This is a genomic window from Nonomuraea sp. NPDC052634, assembly GCF_040678535.1.
GTDB classification, from domain to species: domain Bacteria; phylum Actinomycetota; class Actinomycetes; order Streptosporangiales; family Streptosporangiaceae; genus Nonomuraea; species Nonomuraea fastidiosa.
This window is the reverse complement of record NZ_JBFATY010000001.1, coordinates 731,415-750,497: the sequence shown is the minus strand read 5'-3', so window position 1 is coordinate 750,497 and position 19,083 is coordinate 731,415. Positions and strand designations below refer to the sequence as shown.

Sequence of the window (19,083 nt, the reverse complement as noted above, 5' to 3'; positions counted from 1 at the left end):
GTCGCCGCACGGCCGCATGCGCAGCCGCGCCGGTCTGGACTCCGCACTGCTCCCAGCCCCGCGCCCCTCCTCGGTCGCCTGCGCGGCCACGCTGTGGGCCATGCGCCGCCCCAGCCGCGCCGCCCTCGCCCTCGCCCTCGCGGAACGGCACGCGCCGGCTCTGCGCCGGCCTGCCCCGCGCTGGCTTGGCCCGCATCCCCTTCTCGGCACCCGAGGCGGAACGAGCATCGTGGACCTCGCCCCCACAGACTCGCACCTGGTTGAATTGGCGGCGGCGGTTGAGCTGGCGGTGCAGGGCGTGGCCGGCGCGGGGTCCGGGCGGCGCCGGCTGTCTCGGCAGCAGTGGTCGTCAGCTCGGGAACGTGGCGGTGCCGTGCGGGTTGTCGATGACGTACCGCCACTGCCCGTCCGCGCCGCGCCTGAGGACGTCGGTCGCGGTGCCGCTCATATCGATCTTGGTGCCGTCGCGGGCGGTGCCGCGCATCGACCAGTCGACGATGAGCAGGGCGATGTCCCCGGCGACGTACACCTGACGCGGGACCGCCTCCATCGGCACCCCGAAGCTCTGCAAGTGGCGGTTGGCGGCGGCGAGGGCGGAACCGGTGACGGGGTGGCCGGGCACCGGGATGAGTACGGCGCCGTCTTCGTAAACGTGATCGAGGGAGCCGCCGGAATTCATAGCCTCGACGAAGCGGGCGGCGGCATCGGCAGGGCCGGAGTTGTCATGAGTCTTCATGACAAAATGATCATATCACGTTTTCGTGATCACGTTCGAGATCTGGAATTGTCGTGGGCGCTCGCTATGGTCCTGGCCATGGTGGATGCGGTGATGCCGGCACGGCGGCCGGGGGTCGCGGAAGCGTGGGCGAAGCTGCTCACGCTCGCCCGAGCGGGTGACGTGCCCGGCACCGAGCGATACGTCAGCACGCTGGACCCGGCCGCACGCGCCGCGATCGCGGCCGAACTGCCCGGCTACGTCGCCCGCACGCCCGGCCTGGGACGGCAGGCTGGGCCGTTGCTGCTGGCCGGGGTGGGCTGCCTGAGCGACCCGTCGCAGGTCGCGGCCTGGCTCTTCCGCCCAGAGCTCCGGGAACACAGCGCCCCTGGCGAAAGCGCGAGAGGAGGAGGTGGGACGCGCGAGCAGCACGGCATCGGAGGAGGGAACGCGGCGCGACGCGAGGGCAGGGGAGCGGAGAGCGAAAGCGCAGGACGCTGCGGGAAGGCCGAGCACGCGGAGGCCGAGTGCAAGGAGGGCGGCAGCGGGGGAAGCGGGCCCGCGGAAAGCAGCGTGGGAAGTAGACGCGCGGAGGGCTGCGGCTCGCGTCGCGGTAGCGCGGAGGGCGAGCGTGCGAAGGGCGGCAGCGCGGAAAGAGGGCGCGCGGAGGGCGGTAGCTCGGGGAGCGAGGGCGTGGAGAGTCGGCGTCTCCTTCGGCTGTTGCGGAGCAGGCCGCTGGAGTGGCGGGCCGAGGCGGCATGCCACATCGCGTCCCGGCTGAGGTTGCCGGAGCTGCGGCACTGGGACGTGGCAGCCGCGCTGGTGCGCGAGACCGGCATCGCACCACCCGAGGACAGAGCGTTCGTCGTGGGCTGGCTGCGGTCACTGCGAGCACGGCGATCAGCGTGGTCCGGCACGCAGGTGGACGATCCGCTGCTCGCCGCGTACGCGCCGCGCCTGCTCGACATCGACGGCCTTCCGCACGCCGAACTGTGGCCACTGGTCGGTACGGTGGTGCGGCTCGTCGAAGACGGGCTGCTCGACCGGGCGAACGTCATCGAGGCCCTCCTCGGCCGCCTGACCCGCTCCGCCCATCACTCGGGCCAGTTCGAGCAGCGGCCCATACGGGACGAGGGCGCCGCCCCACGCGCCGGGTGCCTGACACCGGCCCAGCTCGTGGGCCTGCATGATCGCCTCAACCTCACCATCGATGAGTCGGCCGCGCACGCCGCCGACTACGTACGCCTGCTGCCCACCGGCCCGGTCGCGGTCGCGGACATGGCAGTGTCGCAGCTTTGGCGTCTTGAGGAGGCGGGGCGGCTGGACGAGAGGCTGTTCGGTCAGGCATTGACGGCACTGACGTCCCGGCCGGAGGAGAGGCTGCTGCGTGCGGCGCTGGAGTGGGCGGGCGAGGCGGTGCTGCGCGACGCGACCCGCGCCGGCGTCGTGCGGGAAGCGCTGGCTCCGATCCTCACTCAGGACACGCCCGCCCTGCGGGAACGCGCAGCCCGCCTAGCGGCCCGCTTGACGCCGCTGGCAGGCCCGAGGGGCCGCACGGCCCCGCACCAGGCGGCGGTACTACGTGCCGAACTCCCGTCGCTCCGTCATGCGGCGGGACCACTCGGGGGACGCCATACGGTCCGTCGCCTCCGTTCCGGTGACCGGCGCCGGTTGAGGTGAGCAGTGGGAGAGTGGCAAGCCCAGCACGCAGCCGAGCGAGAACACGTCCGCCGCCGGACCGGCCTTCTGCGCGCGGGCCTGTTCCGGGGACATGAACGCCGCCGTGCTGAGGACGGTGGAGGTGTGGGTGGTGGAGGTGCCGTCGAGGGCTCGGGCGATGCCGAAGCCGATCAGCCGGGGCCCGTCCTCGGCCAAGAGTACGTTGGCGGGTTTGAGGTCGCGGTGCACGATCCCGCTCATGTGCACGGCGGCCGGCCCCTCGGCCAGAGCGGCCCCGAGTACGGCCACGGACTCCAGGGGGAGCGCGCCTCGGCCGGCGATGGCCTGGTGCAGGGAGGGGCCGGTACGTAGGCGGGTGGCCAGCCACGGCAGGTCGGCGTCGGTGTCGGCGTCGATGAGCGGGGCGGTGAAGGCGCCGCTGACCTTGCGGGCGGCGGCCACCTCGTCGGCGAAGCGCCGCCGGAAGTCCGTACGCGGTGCGACCGGCTCTGCACAACTCGTACAGGCGCGGTGGCGGTCAACCCAGTACGGCGCCGATGGCGGTCATGATCGGGATGGACAGGCCGGTCGTCACCAAGATGGTGCCGCGCGCCAGCCGCCGGGCGGTGTCGTAGGTGACGGCGTACACGTAGATGTTCTGGGCCGTGGGCAGCGCGGCGAAGAGGGTGGCCGCGAGCAGGTGCAGGCCGTCGAGGTGGAGGGCGAAACGCGCGGTCAGGTACGCCACCGTCGGCTGGGCGACGGCCTTGAGCGCCACGGCCAGCGCGATGTCCTTGCCCACGCCGTCCTCCTCGGGGGCGGGCGCCTGGCGGCGGGAGCCGTACAGGCTGAGGCCGTACGCCAGCAGCGCCACCGGCACGGCCGCGCCGCCCAGCAGGTCGATCGGGCGCATGACCGCGACCGGCAGCGAGACGCCGCTCACCGCGAGCGCCAGGCCGAGCAGCGAGGCGACCGTGAGCGGGTTCCTGAACGGCAGCAGCAGGGCGGCGCGCGGGGAGCGGGCGCCCTTGTCCAGGATCAGGAACGACACCGGGGTCAGCACCAGAAGCTGGAAGAGCAGGATGGGGGCGATCAGGGCGGCGTCGCCCAGCACGTACAGGGAGATCGGCACGCCCAGGTTTCCGGCGTTGACGTACGAGGAGGCCAGGGCGCCGATCGTGGCCTGCCGGGTGTCGCGACGGAACACCAGCCTGGCCACCAGCACGAAGACCAGCTGCGTGAACGCCACCGCGATGACCTCGGTGAGCAGCACCGGCGACAGCAGCGCCGCCAGATCGGCCTTGGAGACGGTGGCGAACATCAGCGCCGGGGTCGCCACGAAGAACGCCAGCCGCGACAGCGTCAGCTCGTCGCTCGCCCGCAGCAGTCCGGTGGCCCCGATGACGTAGCCGAGTACGGCGACCGACACCAGAGCGGCGAACGCCGCGACAACCCCCGACACCCAATACCTCCCCAAGTGGTCGATTCAGGAGGCTATCGGAGGTCGATTTCTCGGCTGTGGGCTGGTGGTGTGTGTGAGGTGGTGTGGGCGGTGTTCGACTCAGGGAGGCTGTCGGAGGTTGATTTGTCGGCTGTGTGCGGGGTGGCGGTGGGGGTGGCCGGTTCAAAGGGCTATCGGAGGTCGGCTGTGCGGCTGTCGCCTGGTGGTGCTCGGTGGACACAGGTGGGTCACGGGCGCCGCGGGGTGCGCTGAGCATAGGTCTGGACGGAGAGGGTAAGCCCGTCGTACGGCGCTGACCTGCGAAAACAGGGCAGCGCAGGCATGTGGGGGCAAAATGGGGGGCTTCGGTGACCATTGAGGAACCGCGTACTGACGAACCGTTGACGTCCGCCCTGTCGCCGGTCGAGGCCAAAGGCAAGGGGCGGCTCATCGTGGCCTGGCTCTCGAGCACGGACCACAAGATCATCGGCTACATGTACCTGATCGCCTCGTTCCTGTTCTTCCTGCTGGCCGGGATCATGGCCCTGGTCATCCGGGGCGAGCTGGCACAGCCCGGCCTGGACCTGGTCAGCCCCGAGGCGTACAACCAGCTGTTCACCATGCACGGCACGATCATGATGCTGTTCTTCGCGACCCCGCTGTTCGCCGGGTTCGCGAACGTGATCATGCCGCTCCAGATCGGCGCCCCCGACGTGGCCTTCCCCCGGCTCAACGCGGTCAGCTTCTGGCTCTTCCTGTTCGGCGGCCTCATCGCCGTCAGCGGCTTCTTCAGCGCCGGCGGCGCCGCCGACTTCGGGTGGTTCGCCTACACCCCGCTCTCGCACTCCACGTTCAGCCCCACCATCGGCGGCGATCTGTGGATCATGGGCCTGGCGCTGTCGGGACTCGGCACCATCCTCGGCTCGGTCAACTTCTTCACCACGATCATCACCATGCGCGCCCCCGGCATGACGATGTTCCGGATGCCGATCTTCACCTGGAATACGCTGCTCACCAGCATGCTCGTGCTGATGGCGTTCCCGGTGCTGGCCGCCGCGCTGCTCGCGCTGGAGGCCGACCGCAAGCTCGGCACCCACGTCTACGACCCCACCAACGCCGGGGCCATGCTCTGGCAGCACCTGTTCTGGTTCTTCGGGCATCCCGAGGTCTACATCATCGCGCTGCCGTTCTTCGGCATCATCACCGAGGTCATCCCGGTCTTCAGCCGCAAGCCCGTCTTCGGCTACATCGGCCTGGTCGGCGCGACCATCGCCATCTCGGGACTGTCGATGACGGTGTGGGCGCACCACATGTTCGGCACCGGCCAGGTGCTGCTGCCGTTCTTCGCCTTCACCACGTTCCTCATCGCCATCCCCACGGGCGTGAAGTTCTTCAACTGGACCGGCACCATGTGGCGCGGCCACATCAGCTTCCAGACGCCCATGCTGTTCGCGGTCGGCTTCCTCGTCACCTTCCTGCTGGGCGGGCTGACCGGGATGATCCTGGCCTCGCCGCCGCTCGACTTCCACATCACCGACACGTACTTCGTCGTCGCCCACTTCCACTACGTGGTCTTCGGCACGGTGGTGTTCGCGATGTTCTCGGGCTTCTACTTCTGGTGGCCCAAGATGACGGGAAAGATGCTGAACGAACGGCTCGGCAAGGTGCACTTCTGGATGCTGTTCATCGGCTTCCACACCACGTTCCTGGTGCAGCACTGGCTGGGCGTGGCCGGCATGCCGCGCCGGTACGCCGACTACAGCGCCATCGACCACTTCACCGACCTGCACCTCATCTCGTCCATCGGCGCGCTGATCCTGGGACTGTCCACGCTGCCGTTCCTCTACAACGTCTGGTGGAGCGCCCGTCACGCGCCCCGCGTCACCGTGGACGACCCGTGGGGCTTCGGCAACTCCCTGGAATGGGCGACGAGCTGCCCGCCGCCGCGCCACAACTTCACCAGCCTGCCGCGCATCCGCTCGGAGCGGCCCGCCTTCGACCTGCACTACCCCCACTCGGCTCCTCCCGCCGTCGAAGCCGCCGCGGAGAAGGAGTGAGCATCGTGGACGGCCTGTCGCCCCACGAGCAGCTCATCCTGGCGGAGATCGAGCTGGAGCTGCGCCACACCGAAGCGCGCCTGGCCAGCAGGCTGAGCGCCTTCAACGCCAGAGTCGGCGAGGACAACCCGCAGCGCTTCGCCTCGCAGGTCGGCAACTGGGAGGTGGCCGCCGTGCTGGGCATGGTGCTGCTCATCTCCGCCCTGGTGACCCTCTTCGTCCTGTCCTGCTGACGCTGCGGGAGGCCCTAGGCCGGCCGGTTATGGGCTCACGCACGCGCCGCTCGGTACGGCTCGGCGTCTGAGCGTGTGCCGGGGTGTCAGCGGCGGCCGCGGAACGTGCGGCGCAGGTCGGACACCCACTCCTGCGGGATCTCCCACGGGATGAAGTGCCCGCCGCGATCGTGGCAGGTGACGCCGGCGTGGTTGTACCAGGCCGCCCGGTCGCTCTCCAGGAACTGCCGGATGCGCTGCTCGCCGGTCGTCACGCCCGGCGGGTTCTCGTAGCCGACGAACGTGATGCCCGTCGGTGCCTCCACCACCGGCCATCGGCCGTGCGACGGCGTCCACGGGTAGCGGTTGTTGTTGGCGTACGTGCGGATAGACGAGGCGATCGACTCGCCCGCCCAGTAGATGGTCGCGTGCGTGAGCAGGTCGTCCTTGCTGAACACCCGCTCCACGTCGCAGCCCGCCGCCGCATACCGCTCGTGCCCGAGCACGCCAGTCATCAGCTCGTGCCAGACGTCGACGATCTTCCAGAAATCATGTCGGGACGGGCGGTGAGCGGCGTGGAGAAGCCGAACCCGGGCAGCGACGGCACGATCACGTCGAACGACTCCGCCGGGTCGCCCCCGTACGCGGCCGGATCCGCCAGCGCGTCGACGACCTTCGACCAGTGCCAGAACGTCCATGGCCAGCCGTGGCTCAAGATCAGCGGCACCGGATCCGGCCCAGCCCCGGGGCGGCGCATGAAGTGCACGTGCAGCGGCACCGGCTCCGGCGGCCTGTTCATGGTCGATCCTCCAGTCGTTCGGCGATCTCGGTCAGCCGGCCGAGTACCCGCATCACGTCGGCGAGCGCGGCCCGGTCGTCGCCGTCCAGGTGGTCCACCAGGCGGCGCAGCCGCGCGACGCGGTCGGCGCGCCGGGAGTCGACGATCCGCCGGCCCTCGGGCGTGAGCGACAGCAGGACGGCCCGCCCGTCGCGGGGGTCGGGACGGCGTGACACCAGCCCCTCGCGTTCCAGCTTCGCCACGAGGCTGGTCAGCGCGGGCTGCTTGAGCTGCTCGGTCGCCGTCAGGTCGGTGAGCCGCATCGGGCCCTTGCGCGACAGGGTGTGGAGCACCGACAGGGTCGATGTATTTCGGCTCAGGAGGGTCGGTCGCCTGGAAGCCGGACATGCCGGGTGACGAACGGGGCGGAACGCGGAGGAGATGGGGCCGCTCCGTGAGAAGATCGAGATCATGATTGGACTGCCTGGCTCAGGCCGCCCGGGCGCTCACGATGCCCGCGCGACGGCCACCGACTCCTCCGTGACGTCCTTCGCGCGGCCGGGGCTGCTCGGCCATGCCGCTGTCGTGGAGAGGACGGGTGCGGTCGAGTGCTGAGCATGCCGAAAGCCCACGACGACGCCGCCGTCCCCGCCGTCTCCGGAGGCGCGCAGTCCTTAACGTCCGGCGATGACCATTCCCTGCACGGGCCTGACCCGCTGACCGGCGACCTCGCCGCGCCACACCGGTCCGGCTCCTTGCCCGGTGAGCTTGCCGCGCCGCACCTGCCGGGTTCGTTGCCGGGCGACGAACGCGCCGCGCACCCGCCGGACCCGCTGCCCGGCCCTTCCCGGCTCCCCAGCCGCCTGGCCGCCAGGGCGAGCGGTTCCCGCTCCGGCCCTGCCGGGGCGAGTCCTGGCACGGCAGGTGAGCCGGAGGGCCATGCCCTTCGCGCGGCAGGCGGGCCGGACGATCGGAACCCGGGAATGACAGGCGGGCCGGAAGACGGTGACCCTCGTACGTCCGAGCCGCAGGCGAGCGGACAAGGTGACCTTGATGCCGGGACGGCGGAGCCGCGGGCCGGGAGCGTCGGCCGGATTCCAGGGCTCCGGCCGCGCCGCAGGCCCGGTGACGGGGGTGAGGTGGCCGGTGCCGACGTCGACTTCGTGGACGGGCTGGCGGCGCCGACCCGCCGTACGGTCGTGGCCTGGCTGACCGAGAAGCCCTCCAAGGCGACCCGGCAGGCCAGGCTGCAGGTGCTGGCCGCGTTCCTGCGCTGGCTCCAGGACGCCGAGCCCGCCCTCGACCCGCTCGCGGCCACCGGCGCCCACCTCGACGCCTACTGCAACGGCGCGCTCAGCGGCACGCTGACCGTCGGCGTGCGCACCCCGGGCAGGCCGCTGTCGCCGACCACCGTGTCCAGGAAGCGGGCGATGCTGTCGGCGTTCTACACGTTCGCCTGGCAGCGGGGCGCCGTACGGCCCGGCCCCATCCCCGCGCTGACCCCCGGCGACCGGCGGCTGCTGCGCAAGGGCGTCGCCCGGCTGGCCGCCGAAGGCAAGCCCGCCGAGGCCGTCGCGGTCGCGCTGCTCGACGCCACCGGCGCGCCGGTCTCCTCGCTGGCCGGGATCACCCTGCAGGACCTGCGGGCGGTGACCGCCGGCGAACCCGCCATCGTCACCGTCGCCGACGGCCGCGGCGACCTCGTGGCCTTCCCGGTCCCGCCGGTGGCCAGGCCCCTGCTGCGTACGCTGTCGTCGTCCAGGACCCCTGGAGAGCCGCTCATCAAGCAGGAGGACGGGCACCCCGTGGACGTCCGGTGGGTCAAGGAGGCGCTCACCGAGGCCGCCCTGGCCGGCGGCATCCCCCGCCGCCGCGCCGAGGCGCTCGACCCCCACATGATGCAGGCGCCGACGGTCTCCGACCTGCTCCGCACCCACGCCCCCCGCTGACCCGCCCCGGCGGCCGTCGTGACCGCCGGGCGCGACCGTGCCCAAGCCCGCCGTCCCTCCACGGCGGGCCGCACCCCCCGAATCGCCGCCTCCGACGTGCGACAAAGACGCGTACGAGCGGCGGAGGCCGGTACAAGCGGGCAAAGCCCGTGCCTGCTGCGAGGCCGCACGAGGGGTGAGGCCGAGCAGATCATCACTTCCCGCTCCCATGGGCGGCTCGCAGCTCGGCGAGCTTCTCCTTGACCAGCTCGTCCAGGGCCCGGCGCTGCTCGGGGTCCTCCTCCCAGGTGGCCTCCGCGCACAGCACCCTGGCCGCCTCGTGCGGTTCTGCGTTGCGCGCCGCGTACCAGTCGGGGCCGCCGCCGCAGTGCCTTGTTTCGTCGCTGCGCAAAATCGTCACGATGCCGGAGACGAGAATCTGCCTGGTCCACGGATTCTCGGCCACCACCTGCCGATCCACCGTCAGCCCGCCGCCCCGCAGCGCGCCGCCGAGGTAGTCGGTCTCCCACCGCCACACACGGAGGCTGTCGCCGGGTGCGACACTGCGGCGTTCGACGGGCACCGAGAACGTGGGCGTGCCGCGGCGGCACAACTCCTTGGCGATGCGATCGGCGTCGGCGCGCTCGCGCAGCCCGTACTCGGCCAGGTTCGCAAACGAGTCCCGCCTCGCCTGCTCGGCGTAGTAGCAGTCGATCACCGGATCCTCGTACCGGCCGGCGCGCCAGTACGGCGGGGCGCACGCGGCCAGCGTGAGGTCCGCGCCGTCCTCGATGTCGATCCCGTGCGCGCGCAGCCGCTGGTAGATGGTGACGCCGTCGGCTTCGGCCGTGCGGCGTTCCCGGCGCAGCCAGCCGTCGAAGGTGTCGAGGTCGGGGTCCGGGCACAGCGACACCCAGTCGGACACCGCCGAGACCGGCACCGGCACCTTCCGCCGCGCCGGAGGCGGCACGAGCCGCTCGGGCTCGATGTCGATCGAGTGGTACCCGACTCCGGGCACGAAATAGTGCTCCGGCGCCGCGTGCTCGATGGGGTCGAAGACGTCCCGGATCGGCCAGAACCTCAGCATCCACGTCTCGTCGCTCTTGCCCGTGCCGTGTCCGTCGCCGGGCCGGGGCTCGCGTAAGTACATCTGCACGCCGTACTCGAAGTGCGGCGGCCCGATCAGGAAGTCGTGTCCCCTGTACTCCATCATCGAGGTGATCGCGACCACGCCGCGCTCCGCGACGAACGTCTGCGTGCTGACCGGCGTCCATGAAGCGTCCGCGGGCTCCGGCTCGGCGTCCCACGACTCGAGCCGTACGGCGGCGGTGAAGTGGTGGATCTCCTCGGTGGGTGAGCTCCACAGCAGATCGGTGCCGTCCAGACCGAACGTGTTGTACTCGATGTGCACCTCGTCATCGAGCCTTCGCAGCAGTTGCGCCATGTGCCACACCCTTCCTTCGTGATCATGTCGGCTCGGCGCAGTATGGCCTGCCGCACCGACAATCCCGGGGGCGCAGGAGCTTCACGGTGTCGTACGCACCCAGCGCAGCACGTCCTGTACCTACTAGTATGTCCAGCATGGACACCAGGGAACGGCTCATCGAGAGCACCCGCGAGCTGCTGTGGGAGCGCGGCTATGTCGGCACCAGCCCCAAGGCGATCCAGCAGCGGTCGGGGGCCGGGCAAGGCAGCATGTACCACCACTTCAGCGGCAAGCCGGACCTCGCCCTGGCCGCCATCGACCGCAGCGCCGCGGAGCTGAGGCAGCGGGCCGAGGCCGCGTTCACCGGGCCGGGCAGCGCCGTCGAACGCGTCGCCGCCTACCTGCGCCGCGAGCGCGACGCGCTCAAGGGCTGTCCCGTCGGCCGCCTCACCCAGGACCCCGACGTGATGGCCGACCCCGGGCTGCGGCGGCCGGTCGAGGAGACGTTCGCCTGGCTCACCGGACGCATCGCCGAGCTGCTCGAAGAGGGCCGCGCCGCAGGGGAGCTGGACCCCGCGCTCGACCCCAGGGTCACGGCCACGGCGCTCGTCGCGACGCTTCAGGGCGGGTATGTGCTGGCCCGCGCCGCCGGCGACGCCCAGGTGTTCGCCACGGCCGTCGAAGGCGCGCTCAGCATGCTCACCCGATAGCCCCGCATCCGAAAGGGAGACGACCATGCCGTTCGTCCGCATCGACGCGATGCGAGCCGCCCCCGAGCGGCTCGACGCGCTCGGCCGTGCCGTCCACGACGCCATGGTCGAGACCATCGGCATCCCGTCCGACGACCTGTTCCAGGTGCTGACCTCGCACGACGGCGCCCGCAGCGTGATGCGGTACGGCACGTTCCCCGGCCTGCGCCGTACCGACGACGTCGTCTTCATCGCGATCACCTTCCGGGCGGGCCGTACGCCCGAGCAGAAGAAGGCCATGTACCGGCGGATCGCCGAGCGTGCCCGCGAGTACGCGGGCACCGAGCCGCGCGACGTCTTCATCTCGGTGACCGAGAACGGGCCGATCGACTGGTCCTTCGGCGACGGGGTCGCCCACTACGTGCCCTGACGCGCCGCCCGCTCGGTGATTCCCTCGCTGAAAAATCTGTGATCTTCCAAGCGAAGGGCAGTGCCCCCTTTACATGGACTAATGCGATATGTCTACATAGAGTCTGGCGATCACTGAAAATCCGGTCGGGCGGTCCGGTGGCGTGCCGGGCCCGCGTGAAGGGGGCACGTGAACGGCGCGAGCACGGCGGCCGCCAGACAGACGGTGGGCGCTCGGCTGCGCCATCTGCGGCTCGACCGTGGACTCACCCTGGAAGCCGTGGCCGCGGAGACGGGCAGCTCGGCGCCGACGCTCTCCCGCATGGAGCGCGGCCAGGCCCCGTTCGACCGCGCCTTCCTGTCCCGGCTGCTGACGCTGTACGGGATCACCGACCCCTACCAGCAGGAGGCGCTGATCTCCGTGGCCGTGGGGCGGCGGGAACCGGGCTGGTGGGACCAGACGGTCCCGCTGGAAGAGACCGTGCTGTGGCATCACGAGCAGGCCGCGACGCTCATCCGCACGTACGCGACGCACTTCGTGCCGGACCTGCTGCGCACGCCGGAGTACGAGCAGGCCGTGCAGCGTGCCGTGCAGTTCCCGACGCCGCCCGGCGAGGTGACGCTGGCGAAGGCCGAGAACCTGCGCCGCCGCCAGGAGAGCCGGCGGGCCCGCCTGTGGGCCGTCATCGAGGAGACGGTGCTGCGGCGCCCGCTCGGCGGCGACGTGGCCGCGCACGTCCGGCAGCTCGACGAGCTGCTCAAGGCGTCCCGCGAGCCGGACATCACCCTCCAGATACTTCCCGCGGACTCCGCGTTCCTGCCGCCGGAGCCGTTCACGGTGCTGCGACTGCCGGATCAGCAGGTCATCGTGTTCCACCGCTTCGGCGGCGAGGAGCTCGGCGACCTGCGCGAGCACGAGCGGTACGGGTTGCTGCTCGACCAGCTCGCCGGCGTCGCGCGCACCCCGGCCGAGTCCGCGCTGATGCTCGCTGCCATCCGCGATCAACTCCGAGAAGGGACATGATGGTGAGTTCCCCCACCGAGCTCGACGCCTCCAAGCCGTCGTCGGCGCGCATCTATGACTACCTTCTGGGCGGCTGTGACCACTTCGCGGTCGACCGGGAGGCGGCCAAGACGTTCATGCTGGCCGTGCCGAACGCGCGCAACTCGGCCCGCGCGACGCGCGGGTTCGTGCTGCGTGCCACCCGGGCGATGGCCGAGCTGGGCATCCGCCAGTTCATCGACATCGGCTGCGGCATCCCGATCTACCCGAACGTGCACGACATCGCGCGCAAGGTGGTGCCGGACGCCCGGGTCGCGTACGTGGACAACGACCCGATCGTGCTGGCGAAGGGCCGCGCGCTGCGGGACGAGCAGGGCGTGGTGACCGTGGAGGGCGACCTGCGCAAGCCGGCCGAGATCTTCGCCGGCCCCGAGGTGTCCGGGCTGCTCGACCTCGATCAGCCGGTCGGGGTGCTGACGATCGCGGTGTGGCACTTCCTGCCCGAAGACGAGGTCTACCAGTACCAGGCGCAGATCCGGCAAGCGCTCGCCCCCGGCTCCTGCCTGGCGTTATCTCACGCCTGCGTGGACCACGTGTCGCAGGAGGAGGTGGAGGGCGGGCAGGCCGTGTACCGGCAGACCACGAACCCGATGCGGGCGCGCACCCGCGAGGAGATCGCCGGCCTGTTCGAAGGGTTCGAGCTGATCGATCCGGGCCTGGTGCCGTTGAGCGAGTGGCGGCCGCGCAAGGACGACCCCTACCCGGAGCGATCGCTGGAGGCGCTGGCCGGCGTCGGGGTGCTGCCCGCCCGCTGACAGCGGGCGGGCAAGGGGGATGACCGATGTCCGCTCCTTCCGCGCCGGCACGCGGGACTCTCGCGCCGGTATCCCGAGCCCGCGCACCGGCGCGGAAGGACGCAAGCGAGCGACGGCTACCTGCGGTGGGTGGCGTCGCTGCGGTAGTCGGTGTACGTGTACGGGTTGTCGAGCACCTTCGTCGTGGGGATGTCCGGGTTCATGCCCTTCTCCCAGGCCTCCTCGCCCAGCTCGCCGCGCAGGTACTCGACGGTCCTGTCCACCTGGGCACGGGCGGCGGCGAGGTCGATGCCGACCAGCCGGTGCTCGTGCTTGACCACCCGCCCGTTGACCAGCACCGTGTGCACGTCGCCGCGCTGCGCCTGGAACACCACGTGCCCGAACGGGTTGAGCAGCGGGAACGACACCGGCGAGTGATCGTTCTTGATGAGCACGATGTCGGCCTTCTTGCCCGGCTCGATGACGCCGAGGTCGTCGCGGCCGATGGCGTCGGCGCCGCCCCGGGTGGCCCAGTGCACCACCTGGTCGGCGCGGAGCGCGGCGTGCGTGACGGTCTCGCCCTTGGCCTGCGCCTCCAGGTGCTCGCGTGCGCGGTCGGCGCCGAGCGTGGTGCGCATGGCGGAGAACAGGTCGCCGCTCCACCACACGCTGGTGTCCATCGACAGCGAGACCGGGATGCCGTGCAGGCGGATGGCCCAGGTGGGCGGGTAGCCCTGGCCGGCGCTCTGCTCGCTCTCGGTGGAGACCGAGATGGAGCCGCCGGTGGCCGCGATGCGGTTGTAGGAGTCGGCCGACAGCGAGGCGGCGTGCACGTAGACCGTGCCGGGCGTCATGAAGCCGTGCTCGTACATGAGCCGGATGCCCTCGTCGCTGGTGGCGCCCCACACGCCGGCGTGCGTGGTGACGTTCACGCCGAGGTCGCGGGCCACCTCGAAGGCGGGTTTCTCGGGGAACGACGGGTCGCCCGTCACATCGAAGGCGATCTGGAAGCCGAGCATGTCGTCGCCGGAGATGCGGCGGCGCACGAAGTCGCGGAACTCGGGCGCGGTGGTCCACTCGGCGGGCGGCGCCTGGATGTTGCCGTAGGCGAGCACGTACCGGCCGGGCACCGCCTGCAGCGCGTCCACGGCGGCGTCGGCGTGGTCGGGCGTGCGCAGGCCGTGCGACCAGTCGACGACGGTGGTGACGCCGGCGTCCAGGGCCTCGATGGCGGCCAGGGTGTTGCCCGCGTGCACGTCCTCAGGGCGGAACAGCTTGCCGTACTCCAGGTAGTACCAGACGAAGTACTGGGTGAGCGTCCAGTCGGCGCCGTAGCCGCGCATCGCGGTCTGCCACATGTGCCGGTGGGTGTCGATCATGCCGGGCATGACGATGCCGCCGGAGGCGTCGATCTCGGCCGTGCCCTCGGGCACCTTAAGCCGGGGACCGACGGCGGCGATCTTGTCACCGGTGACCAGCACGTCCGTCTCTGTCAGCACCCGCCTGCCGTCCATCGGCAGCACGGTGCCGTTGCGCAGCACCAGCGGCCGCCCGGCCTCGAACTCGGTCATCGTCATAACTCCTCAAGGAAAGCAAAAAGCGCGAACATCTGTCCGTACAACGGTCATTCTGCCGGTAACTCTACGAGCGCACCGCACGCTGTCAAGGTCGCTCCGCGCTATGGCCTGAGCGCAGGGCAGTGTGCCAGAATCCCGATGGCGGACATATGTCCGCTGAACGAACGGTGTGAAATCGAAGGGGAGACAGGATGACACGAGACGCCGCAACGAACGGACCGGCGGGGGGCGGGCCGCTGTCCGGCGTGCTGGTGGCCGACTTCTCCCGGATTTTGGCGGGTCCGTACGCCACGATGCTCCTGGCCGACCTGGGCGCCGACGTCATCAAGGTCGAGAGCCCGAACGGCGACGACACCCGCGGCTGGATGCCCCCCACGCGCGGCGAGGTGTCCACCTATTACCTCGGCGTCAACCGCGGCAAGCGCTCGATCGCGCTCGACCTGCGCGACGAGGAGGACGCGGCCGCGGCCAGGGAGCTGGCCAGGCGCGCCGACGTGCTCATCGAGAACTTCCGCCCCGGCGGCCTGGCCAAGTACGGACTCGACTACGACGCCGTCAAGGCCGCCAACCCCGGCATCGTCTACGCCTCCATCAGCGGGTTCGGCTCCGGCAAAGGCGCCCGCGTGCCCGGCTACGACCTCATGGTGCAGGCCATCTCCGGGCTGATGAGCCTCACCGGCGACCCCGACGGGCCGCCGTACCGGGCCGGCATCTCCGTCTTCGACGTGATGGCCGGCAACCACGCCGTCATCGGCATCCTGGCCGCGCTGCGGCACCGCGACGCCACGGGCCGGGGGCAGCACGTCGAGATCAACCTGCTGTCGTCGGCGCTGACCGGGCTGGTCAACCACAGCTCCGCGTACGTGGCCGGCGGGGTGATCCCGTACCGGATGGGCAACGCGCACCCCAGCGTGTTCCCGTACGAGCCGCTGCCCACCGCCGACAACGACCTCATCGTCACCGCCGCCAACGACGGCCAGTTCCGCAAGCTGTGCGAGGTGCTCGGCATCCCCGAGGTCGCCGACGACCCGCGCTTCGCCCGCAACGCCGACCGCACCGCCAACCGCGACGTGCTGCGCCCGATCCTCGTCGAGCGGCTGCGCACCCGCGGCGCCGTCGAGTGGTTCGAGCTGCTGGTCGAGGCCGGCGTGCCGAGCGGGCCGATCCAGACCATCGACGGCGGCTTCGCGATGGCCGAGCGGTTCGGCCTCGACCCGATCGTGGAGGTCGGCGAGGGCGAGCGCGCCGTGCCGACCACCCGGCATCCCATCCGGTTCTCGGAGACGCCCGTCAGCTATACGCTGCCGCCGCCGGATCTGGACGAGCACGGCGCGGAGCTGCGCAAGTGGCTGGCCACGACCGGCGGGCAAGGGGAGCGGGCATGAGCGAGCGCGAATATCCCACGGCGCTCGGAGCGTCGTCCCTGAAGAAGATCACGCTGCTCGGGCAGGACCTCGCCGGCGACGTCATGGGCGAGGTGGGCTTCGGCGAGCTGGCGTTCTGGCTGGCCACCCAGCGCCGCCCGTCACCCGGCGAGGTACGCGTCTTCGAGGCCGTGCTGGCCGCGCTGGCCGACCACGGGTTCACGCCGACCGCGATCGTGACGCGGCTGACGTACCTGTCGGCGCCCGACTCCGTGCAGGGGGCGCTGGCGGCGGGCCTGCTCGGCGGTGGCTCGCGCTTCCTCGGCGTCACCGAGGACTGCGGGCGCTTCCTCGACGACGTGCTGCGCGAGCACGGCGACCCGCTGCCCGCCGACGACGCCCACTGGGACGAACTGGCCCTGCGCACCGTGCGGGAGCGCCGCGAGCAGCGCAAGCTCATCCCCGGGCTCGGCCACCACGTGCACAAGGAAGGCGACCCGCGCACGCCCCGGCTGTTCGAGATCGCCGCCGAGGAAGGGCTCTACGGCCCCCACCTGTCGCTGTTCGCCGCGATCGGCCGCGTGCACCCCCAGGTGCTCGGCCGTACCTTGCCGCTCAACGGCGCCGGCGTGTGCGGCGCCGCGCTCGCCGACCTCGGACTGCCGCTGGAGCTGCTGCGCGCGTTCGCCCTGCTGGCCAGGACCGCGGGGCTCATCGGGCAGCTCGCGGAGGAGCTGCGCAACCCCGTCGCCAACGACATCTTCCTGTCGGTGGACCTCAACAACCGGCCGATCGATCCCGAGCCCTACGGAGGTTTGCATGGCTGAACTCGTCGCGGTCATCGCATCCACGCATCACCCGTTCTATTACCGCGCCTCCACCGCCACGGGGGAGGACCGGCCGCCGTTCGCCGACGAGTGGGTACGCAAGGTCGAAGCCTTCCGCGAGACCCTGACCAGGGCGAACCCCGACGTCCTCGTCATGGTCGGCTCCGACCACTTCCACCAGTTCTGGCTGGACAACATGCCGCAGTTCCTCGTCGGCAAGGCGCCCTTCTACGACGCCAACTGGTACAACGAGGAACGCGAGTTCGGCCTGCCCCGGATGTTCTTCACCGGCCAGGAGGAGCTGTCGGCGCACATCCTGCGCGGCGGCATCGACATGGGCTTCGACCTCGCCTTCTCCAACGAGCTGCGGATCGACCACTCCATCACGTGCCCGATCATCACCCTGCGCCCGCAGAACGACCTGCCGATCGTGCCCGTCTACACCAACATCTTCGCCCCGCCGCTGCCGCAGCCGAAACGCTTCATCCAGCTCGGCCAGGCCATCCGCGAGCTGGTCGAGTCGTGGCCGGGTGACCAGCGGGTGGCGGTCATCGGCACTGGGCACCTGTCGCTCGAGCTGGGCGGCCCCCGCCAGTTCGGGCCGCACGGCCCCGACCCCGAGTTCGACCGCAAGGCCGTCGAGTGGATCTCCACCGGCGACATCGAGGGCTGCCTGTCGGAGGTCACCCTCGACAGCCTGTGGAACCCCGGCAACGCCACCCACGGCTTCATGGACTTCATGCTGATGATGGGTGTCGCCGGCGAGGGCGCCAAGGCCGACTACGTGGACACCTACGACCTGTTCCACACCATGGAGGCGTACTTCACCTGGTATCCCAAGGGAGGCGGGCGCGCATGAGCAAGTACCTGCTGGACAAGTTCCTCTTCACCGTCGATCGCGACCCCGAGCTGGTCGAGCGCTACCGCGAAGAGCCGCGCGCGACCGTCGAGTGGTGGGAGGCCGAGTACGCCAACCGCCTGCTCAACTGCCACGCCGGCGAGGCGTCCACCTGGCTGCGCTTCGACGACGTCGAACGTGAGGCGCTGGCCACCCACGACTACGGCAAGCTGTTCGAGCTGGGCGCCCATCCGTTCCTCACGCTGACGCTGTTCATCGCGATGTTCGAGCGCGACTACCCCGAGCCGCTGGGCTTCCAGCACGAGTACGCCCGCCGGCTGTCGCACCACAAGCTGCCGTACCCGGACATCGCCACGTGATGAGGGCCGCGCAGATCGACACGTGCGGCCGGCCGCCGCGCCCGGCCGACCGGCCCGCGCCCGAGCCGGGGGAGTCCGAGCGGCTGGTGCGCGTGCTCGCCGCCCCGATCACGCCGCTCGACCTGCTGTGCGCCGGCGGCGCCTCCTACTTCGGGGCGCCCGCCACGCCGTACGTGCCGGGCGTGCAAGGCGTCGGGACGGTGGACGGGCGGCTGGTGTGGTTCCCCACCTCGGCCGGCATGGCGCCGGGCGACGGCAGCATGGCGGAGCTGGCGTGCGTGCCCGCCGGCGACCTCGTCGAGCTGCCCGACGGCGCCGACCCCGTCGCCGTCGCCGCGCTCGGGCTGTCGGCGGTGGCCGCGTACCAGGCGCTCACCTGGCGCGGCGAGCTGGCCCCCGGCGAGCAGGTGCTGGTGCTGGGCGCGGGCGGCGTCGTCGGGCAGGCGGCCGTGCAGCTCGCCCGCGTCGCCGGGGCGCGCCGGGTCGTCGCCGCCACCCGCTCGGCCGCCGGGTGCGAACGCGCCGCGCGGGCCGGCGCGGACGCCGTCGTCGCGCTCGACACCGAGGACGTGGCCGAGCTGGCCGAGCGCCTGGCCGACGCCTGTGACGGCCCGCTCGACCTGGTGCTCGACCCGCTCTTCGGCGCTCCCGCCGCCGCGGCGGCCCGCGTCCTGCGGCCCCATGGCCGGCTCGTCAACCTGGGTGCCTCCGCCGGCGAGACCTCGCCGTTCGACTCCTCCACCCTGCGCAGCCGCTCCCTGCGCCTGCTCGGCTACACCAACACCGAGCTGAGCCGCACGCAGCGGGCCGAGGTCATGGCGAAGGTGGCCGAGCTCGCGGTCTCGGGCCGGCTGCACGTGGACCACGAGGCGGTGCCTCTGGAGGACGTCGCCTCCGCCTGGCACCGCCAGAGCACCGGCACCGCCGCCGGCCGCCTCGTCCTCACCCCGCCCTGACCGGTCGCTCGCGTCACCCGGCAGCATGGCC

At 71.4% G+C, this 19,083-nt stretch carries 20 protein-coding genes and 1 pseudogene; 13 read left to right on the top strand and 8 right to left on the bottom strand.

Annotated elements, in window-relative coordinates; genetic code table 11:
- Positions 1–349 precede the first annotated feature (349 nt).
- Positions 350–736 (bottom strand): DUF4440 domain-containing protein, encoded by a 387-nt coding sequence (locus AB0K67_RS03615; RefSeq protein WP_364052224.1) that lies wholly within the window; start codon positions 734–736, stop codon positions 350–352.
- Here AB0K67_RS03615 and AB0K67_RS03610 point away from each other — a divergent pair.
- On the top strand, positions 725–2,395 hold the full coding sequence (locus AB0K67_RS03610; RefSeq protein ID WP_364052221.1) for a hypothetical protein: 1,671 nt from the start codon (positions 725–727) through the stop codon (positions 2,393–2,395). The two genes, AB0K67_RS03615 and AB0K67_RS03610, sit on opposite strands and share 12 nt — an antisense overlap.
- Here AB0K67_RS03610 and AB0K67_RS03605 read toward each other — a convergent pair.
- Both AB0K67_RS03605 and AB0K67_RS03600 read right to left on the bottom strand, forming a co-directional pair.
- A pseudogene (locus tag AB0K67_RS03605) lies at positions 2,294–2,842 on the bottom strand (serine/threonine-protein kinase); the annotation flags it as partial. The gene AB0K67_RS03610 and the pseudogene AB0K67_RS03605 overlap by 102 nt on opposite strands.
- A 70-nt stretch (positions 2,843–2,912) precedes the next feature.
- Positions 2,913–3,836 carry an AEC family transporter gene (locus AB0K67_RS03600; protein WP_364052218.1) on the bottom strand — a complete coding sequence of 308 codons (924 nt, stop codon included), beginning with the start codon at positions 3,834–3,836 and terminating at the stop codon, positions 2,913–2,915.
- Between the two features lie 380 nt (positions 3,837–4,216).
- Here AB0K67_RS03600 and ctaD point away from each other — a divergent pair, with 380 nt between their 5' ends.
- A complete protein-coding gene (ctaD, locus tag AB0K67_RS03595; protein ID WP_364052215.1) occupies positions 4,217–5,872 on the top strand; it encodes a cytochrome c oxidase subunit I in 1,656 nt (551 codons plus the stop codon).
- The gene (locus AB0K67_RS03590; protein WP_364052212.1) at positions 5,869–6,105 is read left to right on the top strand and encodes a DUF3040 domain-containing protein; all 237 of its coding nucleotides are present in this window, start codon (positions 5,869–5,871) and stop codon (positions 6,103–6,105) included. Before ctaD ends, AB0K67_RS03590 begins: the two co-directional genes overlap by 4 nt.
- A gap of 86 nt (positions 6,106–6,191) precedes the next feature.
- Here AB0K67_RS03590 and AB0K67_RS03585 read toward each other — a convergent pair whose 3' ends face one another.
- The 3 genes from AB0K67_RS03585 to AB0K67_RS03575 are packed head-to-tail and all read right to left on the bottom strand — an operon-like array spanning position 6,192 to position 7,335.
- Positions 6,192–6,599 carry a hypothetical protein gene (locus AB0K67_RS03585; RefSeq protein ID WP_364052209.1) on the bottom strand — a complete coding sequence of 136 codons (408 nt, stop codon included), beginning with the start codon at positions 6,597–6,599 and terminating at the stop codon, positions 6,192–6,194.
- Entirely contained in the window at positions 6,599–6,883 is a 285-nt protein-coding gene (locus AB0K67_RS03580; protein WP_364052206.1) for an alpha/beta fold hydrolase, read from the bottom strand. Before AB0K67_RS03580 ends, AB0K67_RS03585 begins: the two co-directional genes overlap by 1 nt.
- Positions 6,880–7,335: a MarR family transcriptional regulator gene (locus tag AB0K67_RS03575; protein WP_364052203.1), complete on the bottom strand. Its 456-nt coding sequence runs from the start codon at positions 7,333–7,335 to the stop codon at positions 6,880–6,882. Before AB0K67_RS03575 ends, AB0K67_RS03580 begins: the two co-directional genes overlap by 4 nt.
- 666 nt (positions 7,336–8,001) lie before the next feature.
- On the opposite strand from AB0K67_RS03575, the gene AB0K67_RS03570 reads away from it, so the two are divergent.
- The gene (locus AB0K67_RS03570) at positions 8,002–8,811 is read left to right on the top strand and encodes a hypothetical protein (protein ID WP_364052200.1); all 810 of its coding nucleotides are present in this window, start codon (positions 8,002–8,004) and stop codon (positions 8,809–8,811) included.
- Between the two features lie 193 nt (positions 8,812–9,004).
- Here the strand turns inward: AB0K67_RS03570 and AB0K67_RS03565 are convergent, their stop codons facing one another.
- Positions 9,005–10,234 carry a hypothetical protein gene (locus AB0K67_RS03565; protein ID WP_364052197.1) on the bottom strand — a complete coding sequence of 410 codons (1,230 nt, stop codon included), beginning with the start codon at positions 10,232–10,234 and terminating at the stop codon, positions 9,005–9,007.
- Positions 10,235–10,371: 137 nt separating this feature from the next.
- On the opposite strand from AB0K67_RS03565, the gene AB0K67_RS03560 reads away from it, so the two are divergent.
- From AB0K67_RS03560 to AB0K67_RS03545, 4 genes are all read left to right on the top strand, one after another.
- Positions 10,372–10,926, top strand: a complete 555-nt coding sequence (locus AB0K67_RS03560; RefSeq protein WP_364052194.1) for a TetR/AcrR family transcriptional regulator — start codon at positions 10,372–10,374, stop codon at positions 10,924–10,926.
- A 25-nt stretch (positions 10,927–10,951) separates the two neighbouring features.
- Positions 10,952–11,335: a tautomerase family protein gene (locus tag AB0K67_RS03555; RefSeq protein WP_364052191.1), complete on the top strand. Its 384-nt coding sequence runs from the start codon at positions 10,952–10,954 to the stop codon at positions 11,333–11,335.
- A 168-nt stretch (positions 11,336–11,503) separates the two neighbouring features.
- Complete coding sequence (locus tag AB0K67_RS03550) at positions 11,504–12,337, top strand: helix-turn-helix transcriptional regulator (protein ID WP_364052188.1); 834 nt, start codon at positions 11,504–11,506, stop codon at positions 12,335–12,337.
- Positions 12,334–13,131 (top strand): SAM-dependent methyltransferase, encoded by a 798-nt coding sequence (locus AB0K67_RS03545; RefSeq protein WP_364052185.1) that lies wholly within the window; start codon positions 12,334–12,336, stop codon positions 13,129–13,131. Before AB0K67_RS03550 ends, AB0K67_RS03545 begins: the two co-directional genes overlap by 4 nt.
- 116 nt (positions 13,132–13,247) lie before the next feature.
- On the opposite strand, the gene AB0K67_RS03540 is transcribed toward AB0K67_RS03545, so the two are convergent.
- Complete coding sequence (locus AB0K67_RS03540) at positions 13,248–14,681, bottom strand: amidohydrolase family protein (RefSeq protein ID WP_364052182.1); 1,434 nt, start codon at positions 14,679–14,681, stop codon at positions 13,248–13,250.
- 197 nt (positions 14,682–14,878) lie between these two features.
- Here AB0K67_RS03540 and AB0K67_RS03535 point away from each other — a divergent pair, with 197 nt between their 5' ends.
- From AB0K67_RS03535 to AB0K67_RS03515, 5 genes are read left to right on the top strand one after another with little or no spacing between them, the layout of a single operon-like run.
- The gene (locus AB0K67_RS03535; protein ID WP_364052179.1) at positions 14,879–16,072 is read left to right on the top strand and encodes a CaiB/BaiF CoA-transferase family protein; all 1,194 of its coding nucleotides are present in this window, start codon (positions 14,879–14,881) and stop codon (positions 16,070–16,072) included.
- Positions 16,069–16,878 carry a citryl-CoA lyase gene (locus tag AB0K67_RS03530; protein WP_364052176.1) on the top strand — a complete coding sequence of 270 codons (810 nt, stop codon included), beginning with the start codon at positions 16,069–16,071 and terminating at the stop codon, positions 16,876–16,878. Before AB0K67_RS03535 ends, AB0K67_RS03530 begins: the two co-directional genes overlap by 4 nt.
- A complete protein-coding gene (locus AB0K67_RS03525) occupies positions 16,871–17,737 on the top strand; it encodes an extradiol ring-cleavage dioxygenase (RefSeq protein WP_364052173.1) in 867 nt (288 codons plus the stop codon). The genes AB0K67_RS03530 and AB0K67_RS03525 overlap by 8 nt, the downstream gene beginning before the upstream one ends.
- Positions 17,734–18,096 (top strand): hypothetical protein, encoded by a 363-nt coding sequence (locus tag AB0K67_RS03520; protein ID WP_364052170.1) that lies wholly within the window; start codon positions 17,734–17,736, stop codon positions 18,094–18,096. Before AB0K67_RS03525 ends, AB0K67_RS03520 begins: the two co-directional genes overlap by 4 nt.
- On the top strand, positions 18,096–19,052 hold the full coding sequence (locus AB0K67_RS03515) for a zinc-binding alcohol dehydrogenase family protein (protein WP_364052167.1): 957 nt from the start codon (positions 18,096–18,098) through the stop codon (positions 19,050–19,052). The genes AB0K67_RS03520 and AB0K67_RS03515 overlap by 1 nt, the downstream gene beginning before the upstream one ends.
- Positions 19,053–19,083 lie beyond the last annotated feature (31 nt).